General features: G+C 72.5%; 16 protein-coding genes. 13 read left to right on the top strand and 3 right to left on the bottom strand.

Annotation, left to right across the window (positions count from 1 at the left end; genetic code table 11):
• Positions 1-12: 12 nt before the first annotated feature.
• Positions 13-1,608 carry an Hsp70 family protein gene (locus B085_RS0109595; protein ID WP_026250856.1) on the bottom strand — a complete coding sequence of 532 codons (1,596 nt, stop codon included), beginning with the start codon at positions 1,606-1,608 and terminating at the stop codon, positions 13-15.
• Between the two features lie 105 nt (positions 1,609-1,713).
• Positions 1,714-2,118 (bottom strand): pyridoxamine 5'-phosphate oxidase family protein, encoded by a 405-nt coding sequence (locus B085_RS0109600; protein WP_018558361.1) that lies wholly within the window; start codon positions 2,116-2,118, stop codon positions 1,714-1,716.
• 343 nt (positions 2,119-2,461) lie between these two features.
• On the opposite strand from B085_RS0109600, the gene clpB reads away from it, so the two are divergent.
• On the top strand, positions 2,462-5,059 hold the full coding sequence (gene clpB / locus B085_RS0109605) for an ATP-dependent chaperone ClpB (RefSeq protein ID WP_018558362.1): 2,598 nt from the start codon (positions 2,462-2,464) through the stop codon (positions 5,057-5,059).
• 106 nt (positions 5,060-5,165) lie between these two features.
• A complete protein-coding gene (locus B085_RS0109610) occupies positions 5,166-5,690 on the top strand; it encodes a YbjN domain-containing protein (RefSeq protein ID WP_026250857.1) in 525 nt (174 codons plus the stop codon).
• Between the two features lie 112 nt (positions 5,691-5,802).
• Here B085_RS0109610 and B085_RS0109615 read toward each other — a convergent pair whose 3' ends face one another.
• Positions 5,803-6,966 (bottom strand): pyridoxal phosphate-dependent aminotransferase, encoded by a 1,164-nt coding sequence (locus tag B085_RS0109615; protein WP_018558364.1) that lies wholly within the window; start codon positions 6,964-6,966, stop codon positions 5,803-5,805.
• Positions 6,967-7,077: 111 nt separating this feature from the next.
• Here B085_RS0109615 and B085_RS0109620 point away from each other — a divergent pair, with 111 nt between their 5' ends.
• The 11 genes from B085_RS0109620 (at position 7,078) to B085_RS0109670 (ending at position 17,144) form a co-directional block, all read left to right on the top strand.
• Positions 7,078-7,362 (top strand): hypothetical protein, encoded by a 285-nt coding sequence (locus B085_RS0109620; protein ID WP_026250858.1) that lies wholly within the window; start codon positions 7,078-7,080, stop codon positions 7,360-7,362.
• A gap of 295 nt (positions 7,363-7,657) precedes the next feature.
• Positions 7,658-8,200, top strand: coding sequence for a DUF2617 family protein (locus B085_RS0109625; RefSeq protein ID WP_018558366.1), 543 nt, complete (start codon positions 7,658-7,660; stop codon positions 8,198-8,200).
• Between the two features lie 110 nt (positions 8,201-8,310).
• The gene (locus tag B085_RS0109630) at positions 8,311-9,879 is read left to right on the top strand and encodes a polyamine aminopropyltransferase (protein WP_018558367.1); all 1,569 of its coding nucleotides are present in this window, start codon (positions 8,311-8,313) and stop codon (positions 9,877-9,879) included.
• Positions 9,880-9,936: 57 nt separating this feature from the next.
• Positions 9,937-10,845, top strand: a complete 909-nt coding sequence (locus B085_RS0109635) for an SRPBCC domain-containing protein (RefSeq protein WP_018558368.1) — start codon at positions 9,937-9,939, stop codon at positions 10,843-10,845.
• 9 nt (positions 10,846-10,854) lie between these two features.
• Complete coding sequence (locus tag B085_RS0109640) at positions 10,855-11,685, top strand: hypothetical protein (RefSeq protein ID WP_018558369.1); 831 nt, start codon at positions 10,855-10,857, stop codon at positions 11,683-11,685.
• 10 nt (positions 11,686-11,695) lie between these two features.
• Positions 11,696-12,235: an orotate phosphoribosyltransferase gene (gene pyrE / locus B085_RS0109645; protein ID WP_037731532.1), complete on the top strand. Its 540-nt coding sequence runs from the start codon at positions 11,696-11,698 to the stop codon at positions 12,233-12,235.
• A gap of 190 nt (positions 12,236-12,425) precedes the next feature.
• Positions 12,426-13,448, top strand: coding sequence for a class II fructose-bisphosphate aldolase (fbaA, locus tag B085_RS0109650; protein ID WP_018558371.1), 1,023 nt, complete (start codon positions 12,426-12,428; stop codon positions 13,446-13,448).
• 75 nt (positions 13,449-13,523) lie between these two features.
• Positions 13,524-13,937 carry a DUF3151 domain-containing protein gene (locus B085_RS0109655; protein ID WP_018558372.1) on the top strand — a complete coding sequence of 138 codons (414 nt, stop codon included), beginning with the start codon at positions 13,524-13,526 and terminating at the stop codon, positions 13,935-13,937.
• Between the two features lie 206 nt (positions 13,938-14,143).
• Positions 14,144-14,977, top strand: coding sequence for a tryptophan 2,3-dioxygenase family protein (locus B085_RS0109660; RefSeq protein WP_018558373.1), 834 nt, complete (start codon positions 14,144-14,146; stop codon positions 14,975-14,977).
• The gene (gene kynU / locus B085_RS0109665; RefSeq protein ID WP_018558374.1) at positions 14,970-16,196 is read left to right on the top strand and encodes a kynureninase; all 1,227 of its coding nucleotides are present in this window, start codon (positions 14,970-14,972) and stop codon (positions 16,194-16,196) included. The genes B085_RS0109660 and kynU overlap by 8 nt, the downstream gene beginning before the upstream one ends.
• Before the next feature lie 3 nt (positions 16,197-16,199).
• Positions 16,200-17,144: an alpha/beta hydrolase family protein gene (locus B085_RS0109670; protein ID WP_018558375.1), complete on the top strand. Its 945-nt coding sequence runs from the start codon at positions 16,200-16,202 to the stop codon at positions 17,142-17,144.
• Positions 17,145-17,189: the final 45 nt, after the last annotated feature.

Genomic DNA, 17,189 nt, shown 5'->3' on the forward strand with positions numbered 1-17,189 from the left:
CTCCCGCTCCGGTCAGAGGGCCGCGGTGCGGGACACGCGGTCGCTGAGTTCCTCCAGCTCCTCGCCGCCCAGGTTGTCCGGACGCTCGACCTCGAACTCGCCGAGCCACTCGCCCGAGGTGAGGTCCTTGACCTCGACGTGGATGATGCCGTCCACGTCGTAGGCGTAGTACACCTCGAAGGGCGCGCCCCTGGGGTACGGCGGGATCCTCAGGGTGCTCTCGCCGACGACCTTCACGTAGTCCAGGTCCTCGCCCTCGCCCTCGGTGACCTGCACCCGCAGCGCTGCCTGGCGCTCGCGGACCGTGTAGAAGGTCTCGCTCTCCTTCGCGGGCACCGTGGTGTTGTGCGGGATGATCACCGCGTTGTACTCCGGCGAACGCGGGGCGTCGTCGTGGACGGCGACCATGCCGAGGGACTGCGAGGTGACGTCCTTGATGGACTTCACCCTGCCCTTGGTGAGCCGCGCGAGGCCGTCGCCGGGGGCGGACTCCACGTGCGCGCCGCTGCCGATGTACTTCTTGCGCTCGGCGGCCTGTTCGGCACGGACCTCCGCGTCCAGGGCGATCAGCGCGGCCCCCAGGGCCACCACCTCGTCCTGGTTGACGCCGCGTTCCGCGCTCTTCCCGGACAGCCGCCCGACCAGGGCCGGGACCTGCGGCATCCGCGTGGAGCCGCCGACGAGCAGCACCTTGTCGATGTCGTCCCAGGTGAGGCCGGACTCCTCCAGCACGCCCTCGGTGAGGATGCGGGTGCGGTCCAGCAGTTCCGCGGTGAGCTCGTCGAACTTCTCGCGGGTGATGCGGATCTGCTCGTGCCGGCCGCCGGCCGAGAGCATGACGACCGCCTGCGGGGCGTTGGACAGGGTGCGCTTGGCGATCTCCGCCTTGTCGCGCAGTTCGGCCAGGGTGGCGGTGTCGTCGGTGAGGTCGGGGCCGCCGGCCGCCATGAAGGCGCCGTTGAGGTGCTCCATCAGCGCCCCGTCCCAGTCGAATCCGCCGAGGTTGCGGTCGCCGTCGGTGGCGACGACGTCGTACTCGCCGTCCTCGACCTTCATCACGGTGACGTCGAAGGTGCCGCCGCCCAGGTCGTAGACGAGGACGGTGCCGACCCGCTCGTCCTCGTCCTGGTCGAGGCCGTACGCGAGGGCGGCGGCGGTCGGCTCGTTGACGATCCGCAGCACCTCCAGGCCGGCGATCCGGCCGGCGTCCTGGGTGGCCTTGCGGCGCGCGTCGTCGAAGTAGGCGGGGACGGTGATCACGGCGCGCTCGACGGGCTCGCCGAGCATCATCTCGGCGTCCTCCTTGAGCCGCTTGAGGATCAGCGCGGAGATCTCCTCGGGGCGGAAGGGAGTGCCGGACTCCGAGGTGTAGACGGGGGTGGGCTCGCCCATGTAGCGCTTGACGAACTGCACCACGTGGTCCGGGGCGGTGGCCGCGGAGCGCTTGGCCTGCGAGCCGACGACGACGACGTCGCCCTGGAACATCACCACGGAGGGGGTGATGTTCTCGCCCTCGCGGTTGCGGACGATGGACGCGGTGCCGGTCCGGTCCGCCACCGCGACCGCGGAGTACGTCGTGCCCAGATCGATTCCCACAACCCGTGCCACAGCCGGGCACCTCCCCGTAGCCGTACGTCGTCCGAATCTGCCGGAGCGTCAATCATGCAGCACGCAGGGGTGTTTGCGGGACGGGATCGACGGGGCGGGTGAGGCTCAGGCGCGGCCCATGGCGCGGGTCAGCGCGATCTCGACGACGACGCGGTCCGGGTTGGGGGCGGGGGTGCGGCCGTAGCGCTCGGCGTAGCGCCGCACCGCGTCGGCGACGGCGTCCGGGTCGGTGTTGATGCGGGCCACGCCCTCCAGCGTCGCCCACCGCCCCTTGTCGACCTGGCACAGCGCGACCCGGGCGCCCTCCGGCCCGGCCGCCAGCACGTTGGCCACCTTGCGGCTCGCCTTGTTGGTGATCACCCGGGCCAGTCCGGCCTCCGGGTCGTACGTCACGCCCACCGGCACGACGTGCGGGGTGCCGTCGAGGCGGTGCGTGGTGAGGGTGCTCATGAGGTACTCCCGCCAGAAGGCGAGGTAGCCGGGGTCGGGGCTGCGGGGGTCGATGGCCATGTTCGCGAGGTTACGTCACCTCGTGGCCGCGCCCCCGGCCCCAAAGGCCGATCTTGCGGGTGCCTCGAGGCGGACGCGGATGTCGCGGGTGGCACGAGGCAGGTCGCGCCGACGTTGACGCTCATGGCCGCGGCCTGGGCCGCCCTGATGCGTAAGGACGGTGGAAGACCCCCTCCCGGAAGGATGCTCGCACGTGTGACACCGGTGGGTGGCCTTTCCGTCCCAGCGTGGGCCGGATGGCGGGCGCCCTTGGAAAACCAACCTTGAGTGGAATAGACTCAACTTGTCTTACGCTGGAAAAAGCAGCTTCGATGGTGAGGTCGAGAAGGAGGAGTAGGCGGACGTGGACACCGAGCTGACCAACAAGAGCCGGGAGGCCCTGAACGCCGCCAACAGCAAGGCGGTCTCGGCCGGGCATGCGGATCTGACCCCCGCGCACCTGCTGCTGGCGCTGCTGGAGCAGCCGGAGAACGACAGCGTGCTGGACGTCCTCGCGGCGAGCGGCGCGGACGCCGCGGCGGTGCGCTCCGGCGCCGAGCGGCTGCTGGGCGGGCTGCCCAGCGTGCAGGGCAGCACGGTGGCGCCGCCGCAGGCTAACCGCGAACTGCTCGCCGTGATCGCCGACGCGGCGGCGCGGGCGAAGGAACTCGGGGACGCGTACGTGTCCACCGAGCACCTGCTCATCGGCGTCGCCCTCAAGGGCGGAGCCGCCGGTGAGCTGCTGAACCACAACGGTGCGACCGGCAGCGGGCTGCAGGACGCCTTCGAGCAGATCAGGGGAGGTCAGCGCGTGACGACACCCGACCCCGAGGGCACGTACAAGGCGCTGGAGAAGTACGGCACGGACTTCACCGCGGCGGCCCGCGAGGGCAAGCTCGACCCGGTGATCGGCCGGGACAACGAGATCCGGCGCGTGGTGCAGGTGCTCTCGCGGCGAACCAAGAACAACCCGGTGCTCATCGGTGAGCCCGGCGTCGGCAAGACCGCCGTCGTCGAGGGCCTGGCGCAGCGCATCGTCAAGGGCGACGTGCCCGAGAGCCTGCGCAACAAGCGCCTGGTCGCCCTCGACCTGGGCGCGATGGTCGCGGGCGCCAAGTACCGCGGCGAGTTCGAGGAGCGGCTCAAGGCCGTGCTCGCGGAGATCAAGGCGAGCGACGGCCGGATCATCACCTTCATCGACGAGCTGCACACCGTCGTCGGCGCGGGCGCCGGCGGCGACTCCGCCATGGACGCGGGCAACATGCTCAAGCCGATGCTGGCGCGCGGCGAGCTGCGCATGGTCGGCGCGACCACCCTCGACGAGTACCGCGAGCGGATCGAGAAGGACCCGGCCCTGGAGCGCCGCTTCCAGCAGGTGCTGGTGGCCGAGCCCAGCGTCGAGGACACCATCGCGATCCTGCGCGGTCTGAAGGGGCGCTACGAGGCACACCACAAGGTGCAGATCGCCGACGCAGCCCTGGTCGCGGCGGCGACGCTCTCCGACCGCTACATCACCGCCCGCTTCCTGCCCGACAAGGCCATCGACCTGGTCGACGAGGCGGCCTCGCGGCTGCGCATGGAGATCGACTCCTCGCCGGTCGAGATCGACGAGCTGCAGCGCTCCGTCGACCGTCTGCGCATGGAGGAGATGGCGCTGGACAAGGAGACCGACGAGGCCTCCAAGCAGCGCCTGGAGAAGCTGCGCAAGGACCTCGCCGACAAGGACGAGGAGCTGCGCGCTCTGACCGCCCGCTGGCAGAAGGAGAAGGAGGGCCTGAACCGGGTCGGCGAGCTCAAGGAGCGCCTGGACGACCTGACGACCCGGATCGAGCGCGCCCAGCGCGACGGCGACTTCGAGGCCGCCTCCAAGCTGCTGTACGGCGAGAAGCCGAAGCTGGAGGAGGAGCTCGCCGAGGCCACCGAGGCCGAGGAGGTGGCCAAGCGGGGCACCATGGTCAAGGAGGAGGTCGGGCCGGACGACGTGGCCGACGTGGTCGCCGCCTGGACCGGCATCCCGGCCGGCCGCCTGATGGAGGGCGAGACCCAGAAGCTGCTGCGTATGGAGGAGGAGCTCGGCAAGCGCCTGATCGGCCAGTCCGAGGCCGTGCGCTCGGTGTCCGACGCGGTGCGCCGCTCGCGCTCCGGCATCGCGGACCCCGACCGTCCGACCGGTTCGTTCCTCTTCCTCGGCCCGACCGGCGTCGGCAAGACCGAGCTGGCCAAGGCGCTGGCGGACTTCCTCTTCGACGACGAGCGGGCCATGGTCCGCATCGACATGAGCGAGTACGGGGAGAAGCACTCCGTCGCCCGCCTGGTCGGTGCCCCGCCCGGCTACGTCGGTTACGAGGAGGGCGGTCAGCTGACCGAGGCGGTGCGCCGCCGCCCGTACTCCGTGGTGCTGCTGGACGAGGTGGAGAAGGCCCACCCCGAGGTCTTCGACGTCCTGCTCCAGGTGCTCGACGACGGCCGGCTCACCGACGGGCAGGGCCGTACGGTCGACTTCCGCAACGCCATCCTCATCCTCACCTCCAATCTCGGCAGCCAGTACCTGGTCGACCCGGTGCTCGGCGACGAGCAGAAGAAGGAGAGCGTGCTGGAGACGGTGCGGGCGTCCTTCAAGCCCGAGTTCCTCAACCGGCTCGACGACATCGTGGTCTTCAGCGCCCTGAACAAGGACGAGCTGCGCCGCATCGCCCGACTGCAGACCGACCGCCTCGCGGTCCGGCTGCGCGACCGGCGGATCGCCCTCGACGTCACCGACGGGGCCCTGGACTGGCTCGCCGAGGAGGGCAACGACCCCGCCTACGGAGCCCGTCCGCTGCGCCGCCTGGTGCAGACCGCCATCGGCGACCAGCTGGCCAGGGAGATCCTGGCCGGCGAGGTCAGGGACGGCGACACGGTGCGGGTCGACCGGGCCGGCGACCGGCTGCTGGTGGGCGCCACCACCGGCAAGACCCTCTGAGTCCTCCCGCGCGAATCCCACGCGAACGGGCTACGGCGGGCCGCGCTTGCACGGAGCGGCCCGCCGTGAGGGAGGATGGGTGTATCCGTACGAAGGGAACTCCAAGGTGAGCATCGACCCGTCCTCGATTCCGAATTTCGGGGGCCAGCCGGACCCCCAGCCCGGCTCCGCCGGGAACGTGGTCATTCCTGACCAGGATCTGGTCAAGCAGCTGCTGGAGCAGATGGAGCTCAAGTACGTCGTCGACGAGGAGGGTGACCTCGCCGCGCCGTGGGAGGAGTTCCGCACCTATTTCATGTTCCGAGGTGAGGAGGACCAGCAGATCTTCGCGGTCCGCACCTTCTACGACCGGCCGTACAGCATCGAGGACAAGCCTCAGCTGCACGAGGCGCTCGACGACTGGAACCGCCGCACCCTGTGGCCGAAGGTCTACACCCACACCCACGACGACGGCACGGTCCGCCTGATCGGCGAGGCCCAGATGCTGATCGGCCTCGGCGTCGGTCTGGAGCACTTCGTCTCCAGCACCGTCAGCTGGGTCCGGGCCTCCATCGAGTTCGAGAAGTGGATCCTCGAGGCCCTCGGCCTGGAGAAGGACGCGGAGTCCACGGACGACGACGGCGAGGACTGAGCCCGCCCCGCACGGGCGCGCACCGACCGCATCGGGGCAGCCCGTCCGCCACGCGACCGCCGCCCGGCGGGCGTGCGCGGGCGGGCTGCCGTCTTCCGCTCCTCATGCGGCCTCAGAGCCGGCGCAGCCGCTCAACGCTCTCCCGCAGCACGTCCTCGCGCTTGCAGAAGGCGAAGCGCACCAGGCTGCGGCCCTCCTCCGCGTCGTCGTAGAAGATCACGTTGGGCACCGCGACGACCCCGCAGCGTTCGGGCAGCGCCCGGCAGAACGCCAGGCCGTCCTTCTCGTCGAGCGGGCGGATGTCGGTGGTCACGAAGTACGTGCCCTCCGGGCGGAAGACCCGGAACCCGGCCTGCTCCAGGCCGTCGGAGAGCAGGTCCCGCTTGCGCCGCAGGTCCTCGCGGAAGTCCCGGTAGTAGGCGTCGGGCAGCCGGAGCGCCTCGGCCACGGCGTACTGGAACGGGCCCGCGCTCACGTACGTCAGGTACTGCTTGGCCGCCCGCACCGCGCTGACCAGGGCGGGGGCGGCCGTAACCCAGCCGACCTTCCAGCCGGTGAACGAGAACGTCTTGCCCGAGCTCGAGATGGTGACCGTGCGGTCGCGCATCCCCGGGAAGGACGCGAGCGGCACGTGCTCGACCCCGTACGTCAGGTGCTCGTAGACCTCGTCGGTGACCACGATCAGGTCGCGTTCGACGGCCAGCTCCGCGATGGCCGCCAGCTCCTCGCGGGTCAGGACCATGCCGGTCGGGTTGTGCGGGCTGTTCAGCAGCAGCAGCCGGGTCCGCGGGGTGACCGCCGCGCGCAGGGCGTCCAGGTCGGGGCGGAAGGACGGCGCGCGCAGGGTGAGCGGGACGCGCCGGGCGCCGGCCATGGCGATGCAGGCGGCGTACGAGTCGTAGAAGGGCTCGAAGGCGATCACCTCGTCCCCGGGTTCCAGCAGCCCGAGCATGGCGGCCGCGATGGCCTCGGTGGCGCCCGCGGTGACCAGCACCTCGGTGTCGGGGTCGAAGCCGAGCCCGTGGAAGCGCGACTGGTGCTCGGCGACGGCCTGCCGCAGTTCGGGCACACCGGGCCCGGGCGGGTACTGGTTGCCGCGGCCGTCGCGCAGCGCGCGTACGGCGGCCTCGCGTACCTCCTCCGGACCGTCCGTGTCCGGGAAGCCCTGGCCCAGGTTGATCGCACCGGTACGGAGGGCGAGGGCGGACATCTCGGCGAAGATCGTGGTTCCGAACTCGGCGAGTGCGCGGTTGAGCGGGGGTCGCGAGGAGGTCATGACCGCTATCCTCCGCCGAACCTCTGGACTTCCTCAACTCAGCTTTCGGCCCCGGACGTCGGGGGCATCACCGTCGCACAACGGAAAGCAAGGAAAACGGGGGTGGGAACGATGGAGGCCTTCATCATTGTGCTGGTCTTCGGCGCGATAGGGCTGCTCGTCCTGGTGGCGCGGAACACCGGCCGCGGCCACCGGCGGCGGCGTTCGCGCGGCTCCGGCGTGGCTGGGGCCGAGGCCGGGGGCGGGATGAGCTGGTGGGCGGGGGACTCGGGTTCCGGGGACGGGGGAGGCGGTGGCCACCACGGGGGAGGCCACCACTCCTGCGGCGGCGGGAGCTCGTGCGGCGGAGGCGGCGGCTCGTGCGGTGGGGGCGGCGGCTGCGGCGGCGGAAGCTGACGATAGGAAATTGCGTATTGCCCGTGCCGAATCGCATATGCGCCCGCCGGGTTGTTCACCCGTCGGGCGCATTTGTAGTGAACACCTGAACCCGTCCGGGCCCTTGGGGATGTAAAGCGGGTGGAGATGGGTAAAAACGCTGAAGGCGACGCGCCATTCATGATTGCGTATTCACCGACCCCCCGTGGGCACGAGCCGACGGACGTCCTCCCTCACAGGCGCGGGTCGGCGTGTCCTCCCCCCATGCCCGTGACCTTCCCTCGCTTGCTCGCGATGTGCCTGCGGAGCCGACTTCATGCTCACCACGCTTCAGACCGCCTACACCGACACCCGCGCCGGCGACCTGGCCTGGTGTCTGGGGAAGGACGAACTGCCGGCGCTCGCCGTGCTCGACCGCGAGCTGCCCGGCACCGCTGCCGTGCCCGCCGTGCCCGCCGCGCCCCGCGTGCAGGTCCAGTTGCGGCTGCTCGGCGCCTCCCACCAGGTCATCCTGGACTCGCCGCGCGGCCGCTGCTCGGAGACCGTCGCCTGCATGCCGGGCAGCAGCGCGCCCCTGCCGTTCGGCGTGGCGCGGCGGATCGCCGGCTGGGACTACGAGTTCGCGGCACGGATCGAGACGCTCTCCCGCGGGTGCTTCGCCGGGCGGGCGCAGGAGCTGCTGGCCCTGGTGGCCGATCACCCCAACGGCCTGGCGGGGACCTTCCCGGGTGATCCGCTGGCCTTCACCGCGATGCTGCTGCAGTACCGCGGCGGCAGCGTCCTGTGGCGCACCTGGCACGCGTACCCCCAGGAGGGACGGCTGGTGGCGACCCGTTCGACCCTCAGCGCGCACCCGTGAGCGCGGTGGTACGCAAGCGCCCGGCACGGCGTCAACGCGCCGCCGGCGTGACACGAATTGCACCCCTGTGGGTGACGTGGACCGGCAAAAACCTGACATAGCGTTCAGTCATGATCGACCAGTCCGCCTCCCGTACGGCCAGGGCAGCCCCGCGCTTGCGCCGGTCGCGGTTCCCCGTCCCGCCGGCCGCGGCCAGGGCGCTGGTCCTGGCCGCGGTCTTCGTCTGCGCCGCCTGCGGCCTGGTGTACGAACTCGAACTGGTCGCCCTCGGCTCGTACCTGGTCGGCGACTCCGTGACCCAGGCCTCGATCGTGCTGTCCGTGATGGTCTTCGCCATGGGCGTCGGCTCGCTGCTGGCCAAGCGGCTCAGTTGCGCGCCGGCCATCGGCTTCGCGGCCGTCGAGATCGCGCTGGCGCTGGTCGGCGGGCTCTCGGTGATGGCGCTGTACGCGAGCTTCGCCTGGTTCGGCCAGTCGCGGCCCGCGATGGCGGTCTTCGCCTTCGTCATCGGTGTGCTCATCGGCGCCGAGATCCCGCTGCTGATGACGCTGATCCAGCGGATCCGGCGGCAGGACGCGGGCGGCGCCGTCGCCGACCTCTTCGCCGCGGACTACGTGGGCGCGCTGGTCGGCGGCCTTGCGTTCCCCTTCCTCCTGCTCCCCTGCTACGGCCAGCTGACCGGTGCGCTCGTCACGGGCGCGGTCAACGCCGTGGCGGGCGGCGCCGTCGTGCTGTGGCTCTTCCGCGGTGACATCACGCCACGGGCCCGCGCCCGGCTGCTCGCCGCCGACGTCGTCGTCCTCGCGGTGCTCGCGGGCGCGGCCTGGGCGGCCGGACCCTTCGAGCGGGCCGCCCGGCAGGCGGTGTACGGCGGTGACGTACGGCTCGCCGAACAGACCGGGGTCCAGGAGGTCGTGCTCACCGCGGCGCCCCTGCAGCTCTTCCTCGACGGCCGGCTGCGGGTGCGCGGCCGGGACGAGTACCGGTACCACGAGGCACTGGTGCACCCCGCGATGACGGGGCGGCACCGCCGGGTGCTGATCCTCGGCGGCGGTGACGGCCTGGCGCTGCGCGAGGTGCTGCGCCACCGGGGGGTCGGCTCGGTGACCCTCGTGGACCCCGACGCCCGGCTGGTCGCCCTGGCACGCGACGATCCCGCGCTGGCCCGGCTCAACCGGCACGCCTACCGCGACCCCCGGGTCCGGGTGGCCGCCGCCGACGTCTTCGACTGGCTGCGGCGGGAGCGGCCGCCGCGGCCGCCCGGCGGGTACGACGTCGTGCTCGCCGACCTCCCCGACCCGGGGATCTCGCGCAGCGCGAAGCTGTACTCGCAGGAGTTCTACGGACTGGTCCGGCGCGCGCTCGCCCCGGGCGGCCGGCTCGCGGTGCACGCGGGCGCACCGGGTGCCGACCGGCGCGGCTTCTGGACGGTCGACGCGAGCGTACGCGCGGCCGGACTGCGCACCGCCGACTACTGGATCGGCACCGGCCGCGGGGACGAGGACTGGGGCTTCGTCCTCGCCGCCCCGCTCCGGGCCCCGGCGCTGCGGCTCGCCGCGGACGCGCCGCGGCCGCGGTCGCTGTCCCCCGCGGCGCTCGCCTCGGCGGCCCGGCGCGCCGCGCGTGCCCCGCTGCGGGACCTGCCCCCGTCGACACTGATGCATCCGCGCTCCGGGTGAGGGCGAACCGGCGGTGAAAGGGCACCGAAGGGCCGCCCGGCGGATTAGGCTCGCGGCATGGAGCCGCATGAGGTGTTCGTTCCGTTTCCGGCCGAAACCATTCGCCGGTCCCTCGCCGATCTGGAGCGCGTGGCCCGCTGCGTGCCCGGCCTCCAGCGCGACGCCGGCGCTGAGGACGGGCTCGCCGGCCGGCTGAGGCTCAGGATCGGCGGCTCGACCATCACCTACCGCGGCACGCTGCGGCTGGTGCCGCGCGGCGGCGGGCTCACCGTCGAGGGCGAGGCGGTGGAGGCGCGCGGCGCCGGCACGGTCAAGCTGGCGCTGGAGCTCGGGGTGGACGGCGTGTCGGGCGGTGCGCTGCTCACCGTCACCGGCTCCGTGCAGGCCGACGGGCGGCTCGCCGACCACGACGAGGCGACGGTCACCGCGGCGGGTCACCGCCTGCTGGACCGTTTCGTCGCCGCGCTCACCTCCGACCTGGAGGAGCATGCCCCGGCCGGGGCGTCCGAGCCCGCCGACGCCTCCGCCGACTCCCCCGTCGAGCCCTTCGCGCAGGACACCGTCGAGGACCTCACCGACGACCTGCCCGCCCAGCTCGACGAGTTCGCCGGGCACGACGCCCAGGAGCTGCAGGACCTGCAGGGACTTCCCGAGCCGGAGGACGCGGACGGCGAGGCTGCCGGGGAGGTGCCGCCCGCGGGCGGCACGGCGGCCGCGATCCCCGAGGACCCGGCCGGGATCGACCTGCCTGCCGAGGCCGCGCACGCCCGCCGCACCCTGATCGGCCGCAGCGCGGAGGAGGTCGACCACGCCCCGCCGCGCGGCCGCTACGCCCCGGTGCCCGCACCGCAGAGCGGTGCCGCGACCGCCTCTCTGCGCCGCTACGCGCCGGCCGCGGCGGCGCTGCTGCTGTCCGCCGTGGTCGCGGGGCGGGTGCTGCGGCGGCGCAGGCGTTCGTTCCCGTAGGGTCTCACCGTGGCCACGGATGAGACCCCTGACGGGCGAGACGACGAGCACGCTGTCCAACTCGAAGCCGGACCGGCGCGGCTGACGATCCTTCCGGATCTCGGCTGCCGTGTCGGCTCGCTGACGGTCGGCGGCGTCGAGCTGCTGCGGCAGGGCCCCAACTTCGGTTCCTTCCCCATGGTCCCGTGGTGCGGCCGCACCAGGGACGGGCAGTTCAGCAACGGCGGGGTGCTGCACCAGATGCCGCGCGACGCGGGCCCGCACGCCATCCACGGCACCGGCCGGCACGTCGCGTGGCACACGGCCCCGGGCACCACCGGCGGCAGCGCCTGCTTCTACTACGACCTGGCCGAGCCCTGGCCGTACACGGGCCGGGTCAGCCAGCGCTTCGAGCTGTCCGAGGACCGCCTCGACCTCACGATGAGCGTGGAGACCACGGACGACTCCTTCCCGGCCCAGGCGGGCTGGCACCCCTGGTTCCTGCGCAATCTCGGCCGGGGCGGGCAGGACGCCCTGATCGACTTCACCCCCGGCTGGATGGAGGAGCGCGGCGACGACCACCTGCCCACCGGCCGCCGGGTGGAGCCGAAGCCCCGCCCCTGGGACGACTGCTTCGGCATGCCGGACGGTGTGGACGTCACCCTGACCTGGCCGGACGAGCTGCGGCTGCGGATCACCAGCCCCGCCGAGTGGGTGGTCGTCTACGACGAACAGCCCCCGGCCGTCTGCGTGGAGCCGCAGTCGGGTCCCCCCAACGGGCTGAACACCGCGCCGCGCCTGGTCACCCCGATCGATCCGCTGGAGATCCGCGCGACCTGGGCCTGGGAGTCGCTGGGCTAGGCTCGTGACCATGAGCGACGCGCGTGATGCCCTGCTGCAGCAGATCAAGGACAAGGCCGTGGTGCACGGCAAGGTGACCCTCTCCTCGGGTCTCGAGGCCGACTACTACATCGACCTGCGCCGGATCACGCTGGACGCCGAAGCCGCTCCGCTGGTGGGCCAGGTGATGCTCGACGTCACCGCCGACCTGGACTTCGACGCCGTCGGCGGTCTCACCCTGGGCGCCGACCCGGTCGCCACCTCGATGCTGCACGCCGCCGCGGCCCGCGGCCGCAGGCTGGACGCCTTCGTGGTGCGCAAGGCGCAGAAGGCGCACGGTATGCAGCGGCGCATCGAGGGGCCGGACATCAAGGGCCGCCGGGTGCTGGTCGTCGAGGACACCTCGACCACGGGCGGCTCGCCGCTGACCGCGGTGGAGGCCGCGCGCGAGGCCGGGGCCGAGGTCGTGGCCGTCGCCGTGATCGTCGAGCGGGGTGCCGCACCGGCCATCGCGGAGGCGGGTCTTCCGTACGTCCGCGCGTTCGGTCTGGACGATCTCGACCTGGGCTGACTGGTCGTCTGACCTGCGCTTTTCCTCAGGGGTGAAGGGTTTCACGTGAAACCCTTCACCCCTGAGGTATGTCCGTGGTGCGCAGTGTGTGGAGCTCTCGCGCGAGTCTGCCAAGATGGGGTCGACGATGACGTCGATCCCAGGTCAGGGTCACTCACCGAACAACCCGCACATCACAAGGAGCGGACACATGCCCATCGCAACCCCCGAGATCTACAACGAGATGCTCGACCGGGCGAAGGCCGGCAAGTTCGCCTACCCGGCCATCAACGTGACCTCGACCCAGACCCTGCACGCCGCGCTGCGCGGATTCGCGGAGGCGGAGAGCGACGGCATCGTCCAGATCTCGACGGGCGGCGCGGAGTTCCTCGGTGGCCAGTACAAGAAGGACATGGTCACCGGTTCGGTGGCGCTGGCCGAGTTCGCGCACGTCGTCGCCGAGAAGTACCCCGTCAACATCGCGCTGCACACCGACCACTGCCCGAAGGACAAGCTGGACGGCTACGTGCGCCCGCTGCTGGCGATCTCCCAGGAGCGTGTGGCGGCCGGCCGCAACCCGCTGTTCCAGTCGCACATGTGGGACGGCTCCGCCGAGACCCTCGACCACAACCTGGCCATCGCCCAGGAGCTGCTGGCCGAGGCCGCCAAGGCGAAGATCATCCTCGAGGTGGAGATCACCCCCACCGGCGGCGAGGAGGACGGCGTCACCCACGAGATCAACGACAAGCTCTACACCACGGTCGAGGACGCCATCCGCACCGCCGAGGCGCTCGGTCTGGGCGAGAAGGGCCGCTACCTGCTCGCCGCCTCCTTCGGCAACGTCCACGGTGTCTACAAGCCGGGCAACGTCGTGCTCCGCCCCGAGCTGCTGAAGGAGCTCGCGGAGGGCGTCGCCGCCAAGTTCGGCAAGCAGGACCCGTTCAACTTCGTCTTCCACGGCGGCTCCGGCTCCACCAAGGAGGAGATCGCCACCGCGCTGGAGAACGGCGTGGTCAAGATGAACATCGACACCGACACGCAGTACGCCTTCACCCGCCCCGTCGCGGACCACATGTTCCGCAACTACGACGGCGTGCTGAAGATCGACGGCGAGGTCGGCGACAAGAAGACCTACGACCCGCGCAGCTGGGGCAAGCTGGCCGAGGGCGGAATGGCGGCCCGCGTCCTCGAGGCCTGCCAGGACCTGCGCTCCGCGGGCACCAGGCTCAAGTAACCGCCCCGCTCGGCGGCACGCACCGGGCCCGGCCCTTCCACGTGGAGGGGCCGGGCCCCGGCCATACTGGAACCCATGGCCATTCACGAGAACCTGCTCGGGGGACCGCCCCCGACGAACCTGCCCGACGACCCCGAGCCGCGCGAGCTGCTCGCCTCGGGAGCGGCCCCCTCCGAGGTCGCCGCCAAGTACCCGGTGTCCTCCCTGGCCTGGGCGCAGCTCGCGGACGACGCCTTCGAGGCCGGCCGGGTCGTCGAGTCGTACGCCTACGCCCGCACCGGCTACCACCGCGGCCTGGACGCGCTGCGCCGCAACGGCTGGAAGGGCCACGGTCCGGTGCCCTGGGAGCACGAGCCCAACCGCGGCTTCCTGCGGGCGCTGCACGCCCTGGCGCGAGCCGCCCAGGCGATCGGCGAGCAGGAGGAGTACGAGCGCTGCAGCACCTTCCTGCGGGACTCCTCGCAGACCGCCGCCGACACCCTCGGCTGAGCCACCGCCCCGTCGCCGACCACGGCATCCGCCCCCGACCTGCCCGGCGAGCCCGCCGGGCAGGTCTTGCCGTAGCGGGCTCTGACCACGCATGATGCCCGTTGGGCCCGGCGCCGGTAGAGCGCGGGCCCGAGGGGACCGGGGTCCCGCCGCGACGGCGTGCGGGACAGACCGCTACCTGGTAGCTCGTATCCACGGAGACACCGATGTCCCACCGCCCCGACGTTTCCCAGGCGGCCCCCGAGGCCCCGAACCTGGACTTCGAAGGGACCACCCCGTACGAGGACTACGTCCAGGCGGACGTCCTCACCCATCTGCAGCACCCCCGCTCCGACGACCCCGGCGAGATGGTCTTCCTGGTGACGACCCAGGTCATGGAGCTGTGGTTCACCGTCATCGTGCACGAATGGGAGACCGCCTCCCGTGCGCTCGCGGCCGACGACCTGCCCACGGCGCTGGCCGCGCTCAAGCGCAGCACCTACGAACTGCAGTCGCTCAACGCCTCCTGGGAGCCCATCGCGCACCTCACCCCGGCGCAGTTCAACGCCTACCGCGCCGCCCTGGGCGAGGGTTCGGGCTTCCAGTCGGCGATGTACCGCCGCATGGAGTTCCTGCTCGGCGAGAAGTCCGCGTCGATGCTGGTCCCGCACCGCGGAGCGCCGCGGGTGCACGACGAACTGCAGAAGGCGCTGCACGAGCCCAGCCTCTACGACGAGGTGCTGCGGCTGCTCGCCCGCCGCGGCCACGACATCCCGCAGCGCGACGACCTCTCGCAGCGCTACGAGGCCGACCCGGCCGTCGAGCGGGCCTGGCAGGCCGTGTACTCCGGTGACCAGGAGAGCGAACTCGTCCGGCTGGGCGAGGCGCTGACCGAGGTGGCCGAGCTGGTGTGGCGCTGGCGCAACGACCACCTGGTGGCGACCCGCCGCGCGATGGGCGCGAAGACCGGCACCGGAGGCTCCGCCGGGGTCTCCTGGCTGGAGAAGCGCGCCACCAAGAACGTCTTCCCCGAGCTCTGGACGGCCCGCAGCCATGTCTGACGCGACGAAGCCCACCGAGTCCCCCGCGGCGAAGGCCGCCCGTCTCGACACCGCCGACGAGCTGGCCAAGCTCCGCGACCGCTTCGTCCTGGACGACGCCACCGTCTACCTGGACGGCAACTCGCTGGGCGCGCTGCCCGCTGGCGTGCAGGACCGCATGGCCGACGTCGTCGCGCGCGAGTGGGGGCGTTTGCGCATCCGCTCCTGGACCGAGAGCGGCTGGTGGACGGCGCCGGAGCGGATCGGCGACCGCATCGGCGCGCTGACCGGTGCCGCCCCCGGGCAGATCGTGGCCGGCGACTCCACCAGCGTCAACGTCTTCAAGGCCGTCGTCGGCGCCGTCCGGATGGCCCAGCAGACCGATCCGGCCCGCGACGAGGTACTGGTCGACGCCACCACCTTTCCCACGGACGGGTACATCGCGGAGTCCGCGGCCCGCATGACCGGGTGCGCGATCCGCGCGGTCGACGCCGCGGACGTCGCCGCCGCGGCGGGCCCGCGCACCGCCGTCGCGCTGGTCAACCACGTCGACTACCGCACCGGCCGGCTGCACGACCTGCCGGGCACCACCGCCGCCGTGCACGCGGCCGGCGCCCTGGTGGTCTGGGACCTCTGCCACACGGCCGGCGCCCTGCCGGTGGGCCTGGACGAGCACGGCGTGGACCTGGCCGTCGGCTGCACGTACAAGTACCTCAACGGCGGCCCCGGCGCGCCCGCGTACCTGTACGTCCGCCGTGACCTGCAGCCTCGTTTCGACTCCCCGCTGCCCGGCTGGAACTCCCACCGCGACCCGTTCGCGATGGAGGCCGCCTACCGGCCCGCCGACGGCAGCGTCCGCGGCCGGGTCGGCACCCCGGAGATCCTGTCGCTGCTGGCGCTGGACACGGCCCTCGACGTCTGGGACGGCGTGTCCCTGGACGCCGTCCGGGCCAAGAGCCTCGCCCTCACCGACTTCTTCCTGGAGTGCGTCGCGGCGTACGTGCCGGACGGCGTCGTACGGTCGGTCACCCCGGCCGCGCACGCGGAGCGGGGCAGCCAGGTAGCGCTGCGCTGCTCCGACGCGGGCGCGGTGATGGGGGAGCTGATCGCCAGGGGCGTCGTCGGCGACTTCCGTGAGCCGGATATCCTCCGCTTCGGATTCACCCCGCTGTACACGCGCTTCGCCGACGCGGAGCGGGCGGCGCGGGTACTGGCCCAGGTCCTGGAAGGGACGCGGTAACGCATGTCCGACCCCACCTCGTCGAGCGACACCATTCCGGCACGCGCCGACGGCCGCGCCGACGCGGTGGGGCCGGCGTCCGCTCCGCGGGACCGCGCGGAGCGGATCGCGGCCGAGGAGGCGTCCGCGTTCGCGCACGCCCCCGTCCCGCCGGACGCCACCGCCGCCTACGGTGAGCACCCGGACCAGGTCGTGGACTTCTACCGCCCGCGGCACGCGGCCGGCGGCGCACGGCCGGGGCCGCTGGTCGTGCTGCTGCACGGCGGCGCCTGGCGGGCGGCGTACGACAGGACGCACGTCTCGCCGCTGGCCGGCCTGCTCGCCCGGCACGGCTTCGCGGTGGCCTCGGTGGAGTACCGCAGGGGCAACGGCGGTACGGCCGCGGGCCGCTGGCCGGACACCTTCGACGACGTCGCGACCGCCACCGACGCGGTGCCGGAGCTGGCCGAGACCGCCCTCGGCGCGGACGCCGTGGACGTCCGGCGGATCGTGCTGACCGGTCACTCGGCGGGCGGGCACCTCGCGTTGTGGGCGGCCGCCCGGCACGTGCTGCCGGCCGGGTCGCGCTGGCACCGCCCCGTCGCGCCCGCGCTGCGCGGTGTGGTGGCACTCGCTCCCATCGCCGACTTCGAGGCCGCGCTCGCGCGCGACGTGTGCTCCGGAGCGGTCGCCGAACTCCTCGGCGGGCCCGAACTGCTCGCCGGGCGCCGGGCGGAGACCGACCCGGCCGTGCTGCTGCCGACCGGCATCCCCGTGACCGTCGTGCACGGCGACTGCGACGAGGTCGTTCCGCCGCAGGTCGCGGAGGCCTTCGCGGCGGCCTCGGCGAAGGCGGGGGAGGAGGTCCAGCTGACGCTGCTTGAGGGCGTGGGCCACTTCCCGGTGATCGACCCGGCGGCGGACGCGGCGGCCGTGGTCGCCGAGGAGATCGCCCAGCTCGCCTGGTGAGGCCTCCTCCCGCGTGGGGGTCCTCCTTGAGGATGACGCCGGTAC

This window comes from Streptomyces sp. BoleA5 (assembly GCF_000373665.1).
Taxonomy (GTDB): Bacteria; Actinomycetota; Actinomycetes; order Streptomycetales; family Streptomycetaceae; genus Actinacidiphila.

What these genes read in the sequence shown, in the direction of transcription:
- pyrE (WP_037731532.1), top strand. Translation starts at nt 11,696, where the DNA reads ATGAGCGACGCGCGTGATGCCCTGCTGCAGCAGATCAAGGACAAGGCC.
- fbaA (WP_018558371.1), top strand. Translation starts at nt 12,426, where the DNA reads ATGCCCATCGCAACCCCCGAGATCTACAACGAGATGCTCGACCGGGCG.
- B085_RS0109630 (WP_018558367.1), top strand. Translation starts at nt 8,311, where the DNA reads ATGATCGACCAGTCCGCCTCCCGTACGGCCAGGGCAGCCCCGCGCTTG.
- B085_RS0109600 (WP_018558361.1), bottom strand. Translation starts at nt 2,118, where the DNA reads ATGGCCATCGACCCCCGCAGCCCCGACCCCGGCTACCTCGCCTTCTGG.
- B085_RS0109620 (WP_026250858.1), top strand. Translation starts at nt 7,078, where the DNA reads ATGGAGGCCTTCATCATTGTGCTGGTCTTCGGCGCGATAGGGCTGCTC.
- B085_RS0109660 (WP_018558373.1), top strand. Translation starts at nt 14,144, where the DNA reads ATGTCCCACCGCCCCGACGTTTCCCAGGCGGCCCCCGAGGCCCCGAAC.
- kynU (WP_018558374.1), top strand. Translation starts at nt 14,970, where the DNA reads ATGTCTGACGCGACGAAGCCCACCGAGTCCCCCGCGGCGAAGGCCGCC.
- B085_RS0109670 (WP_018558375.1), top strand. Translation starts at nt 16,200, where the DNA reads ATGTCCGACCCCACCTCGTCGAGCGACACCATTCCGGCACGCGCCGAC.
- B085_RS0109655 (WP_018558372.1), top strand. Translation starts at nt 13,524, where the DNA reads ATGGCCATTCACGAGAACCTGCTCGGGGGACCGCCCCCGACGAACCTG.
- B085_RS0109625 (WP_018558366.1), top strand. Translation starts at nt 7,658, where the DNA reads ATGCTCACCACGCTTCAGACCGCCTACACCGACACCCGCGCCGGCGAC.
- B085_RS0109635 (WP_018558368.1), top strand. Translation starts at nt 9,937, where the DNA reads ATGGAGCCGCATGAGGTGTTCGTTCCGTTTCCGGCCGAAACCATTCGC.
- B085_RS0109615 (WP_018558364.1), bottom strand. Translation starts at nt 6,966, where the DNA reads ATGACCTCCTCGCGACCCCCGCTCAACCGCGCACTCGCCGAGTTCGGA.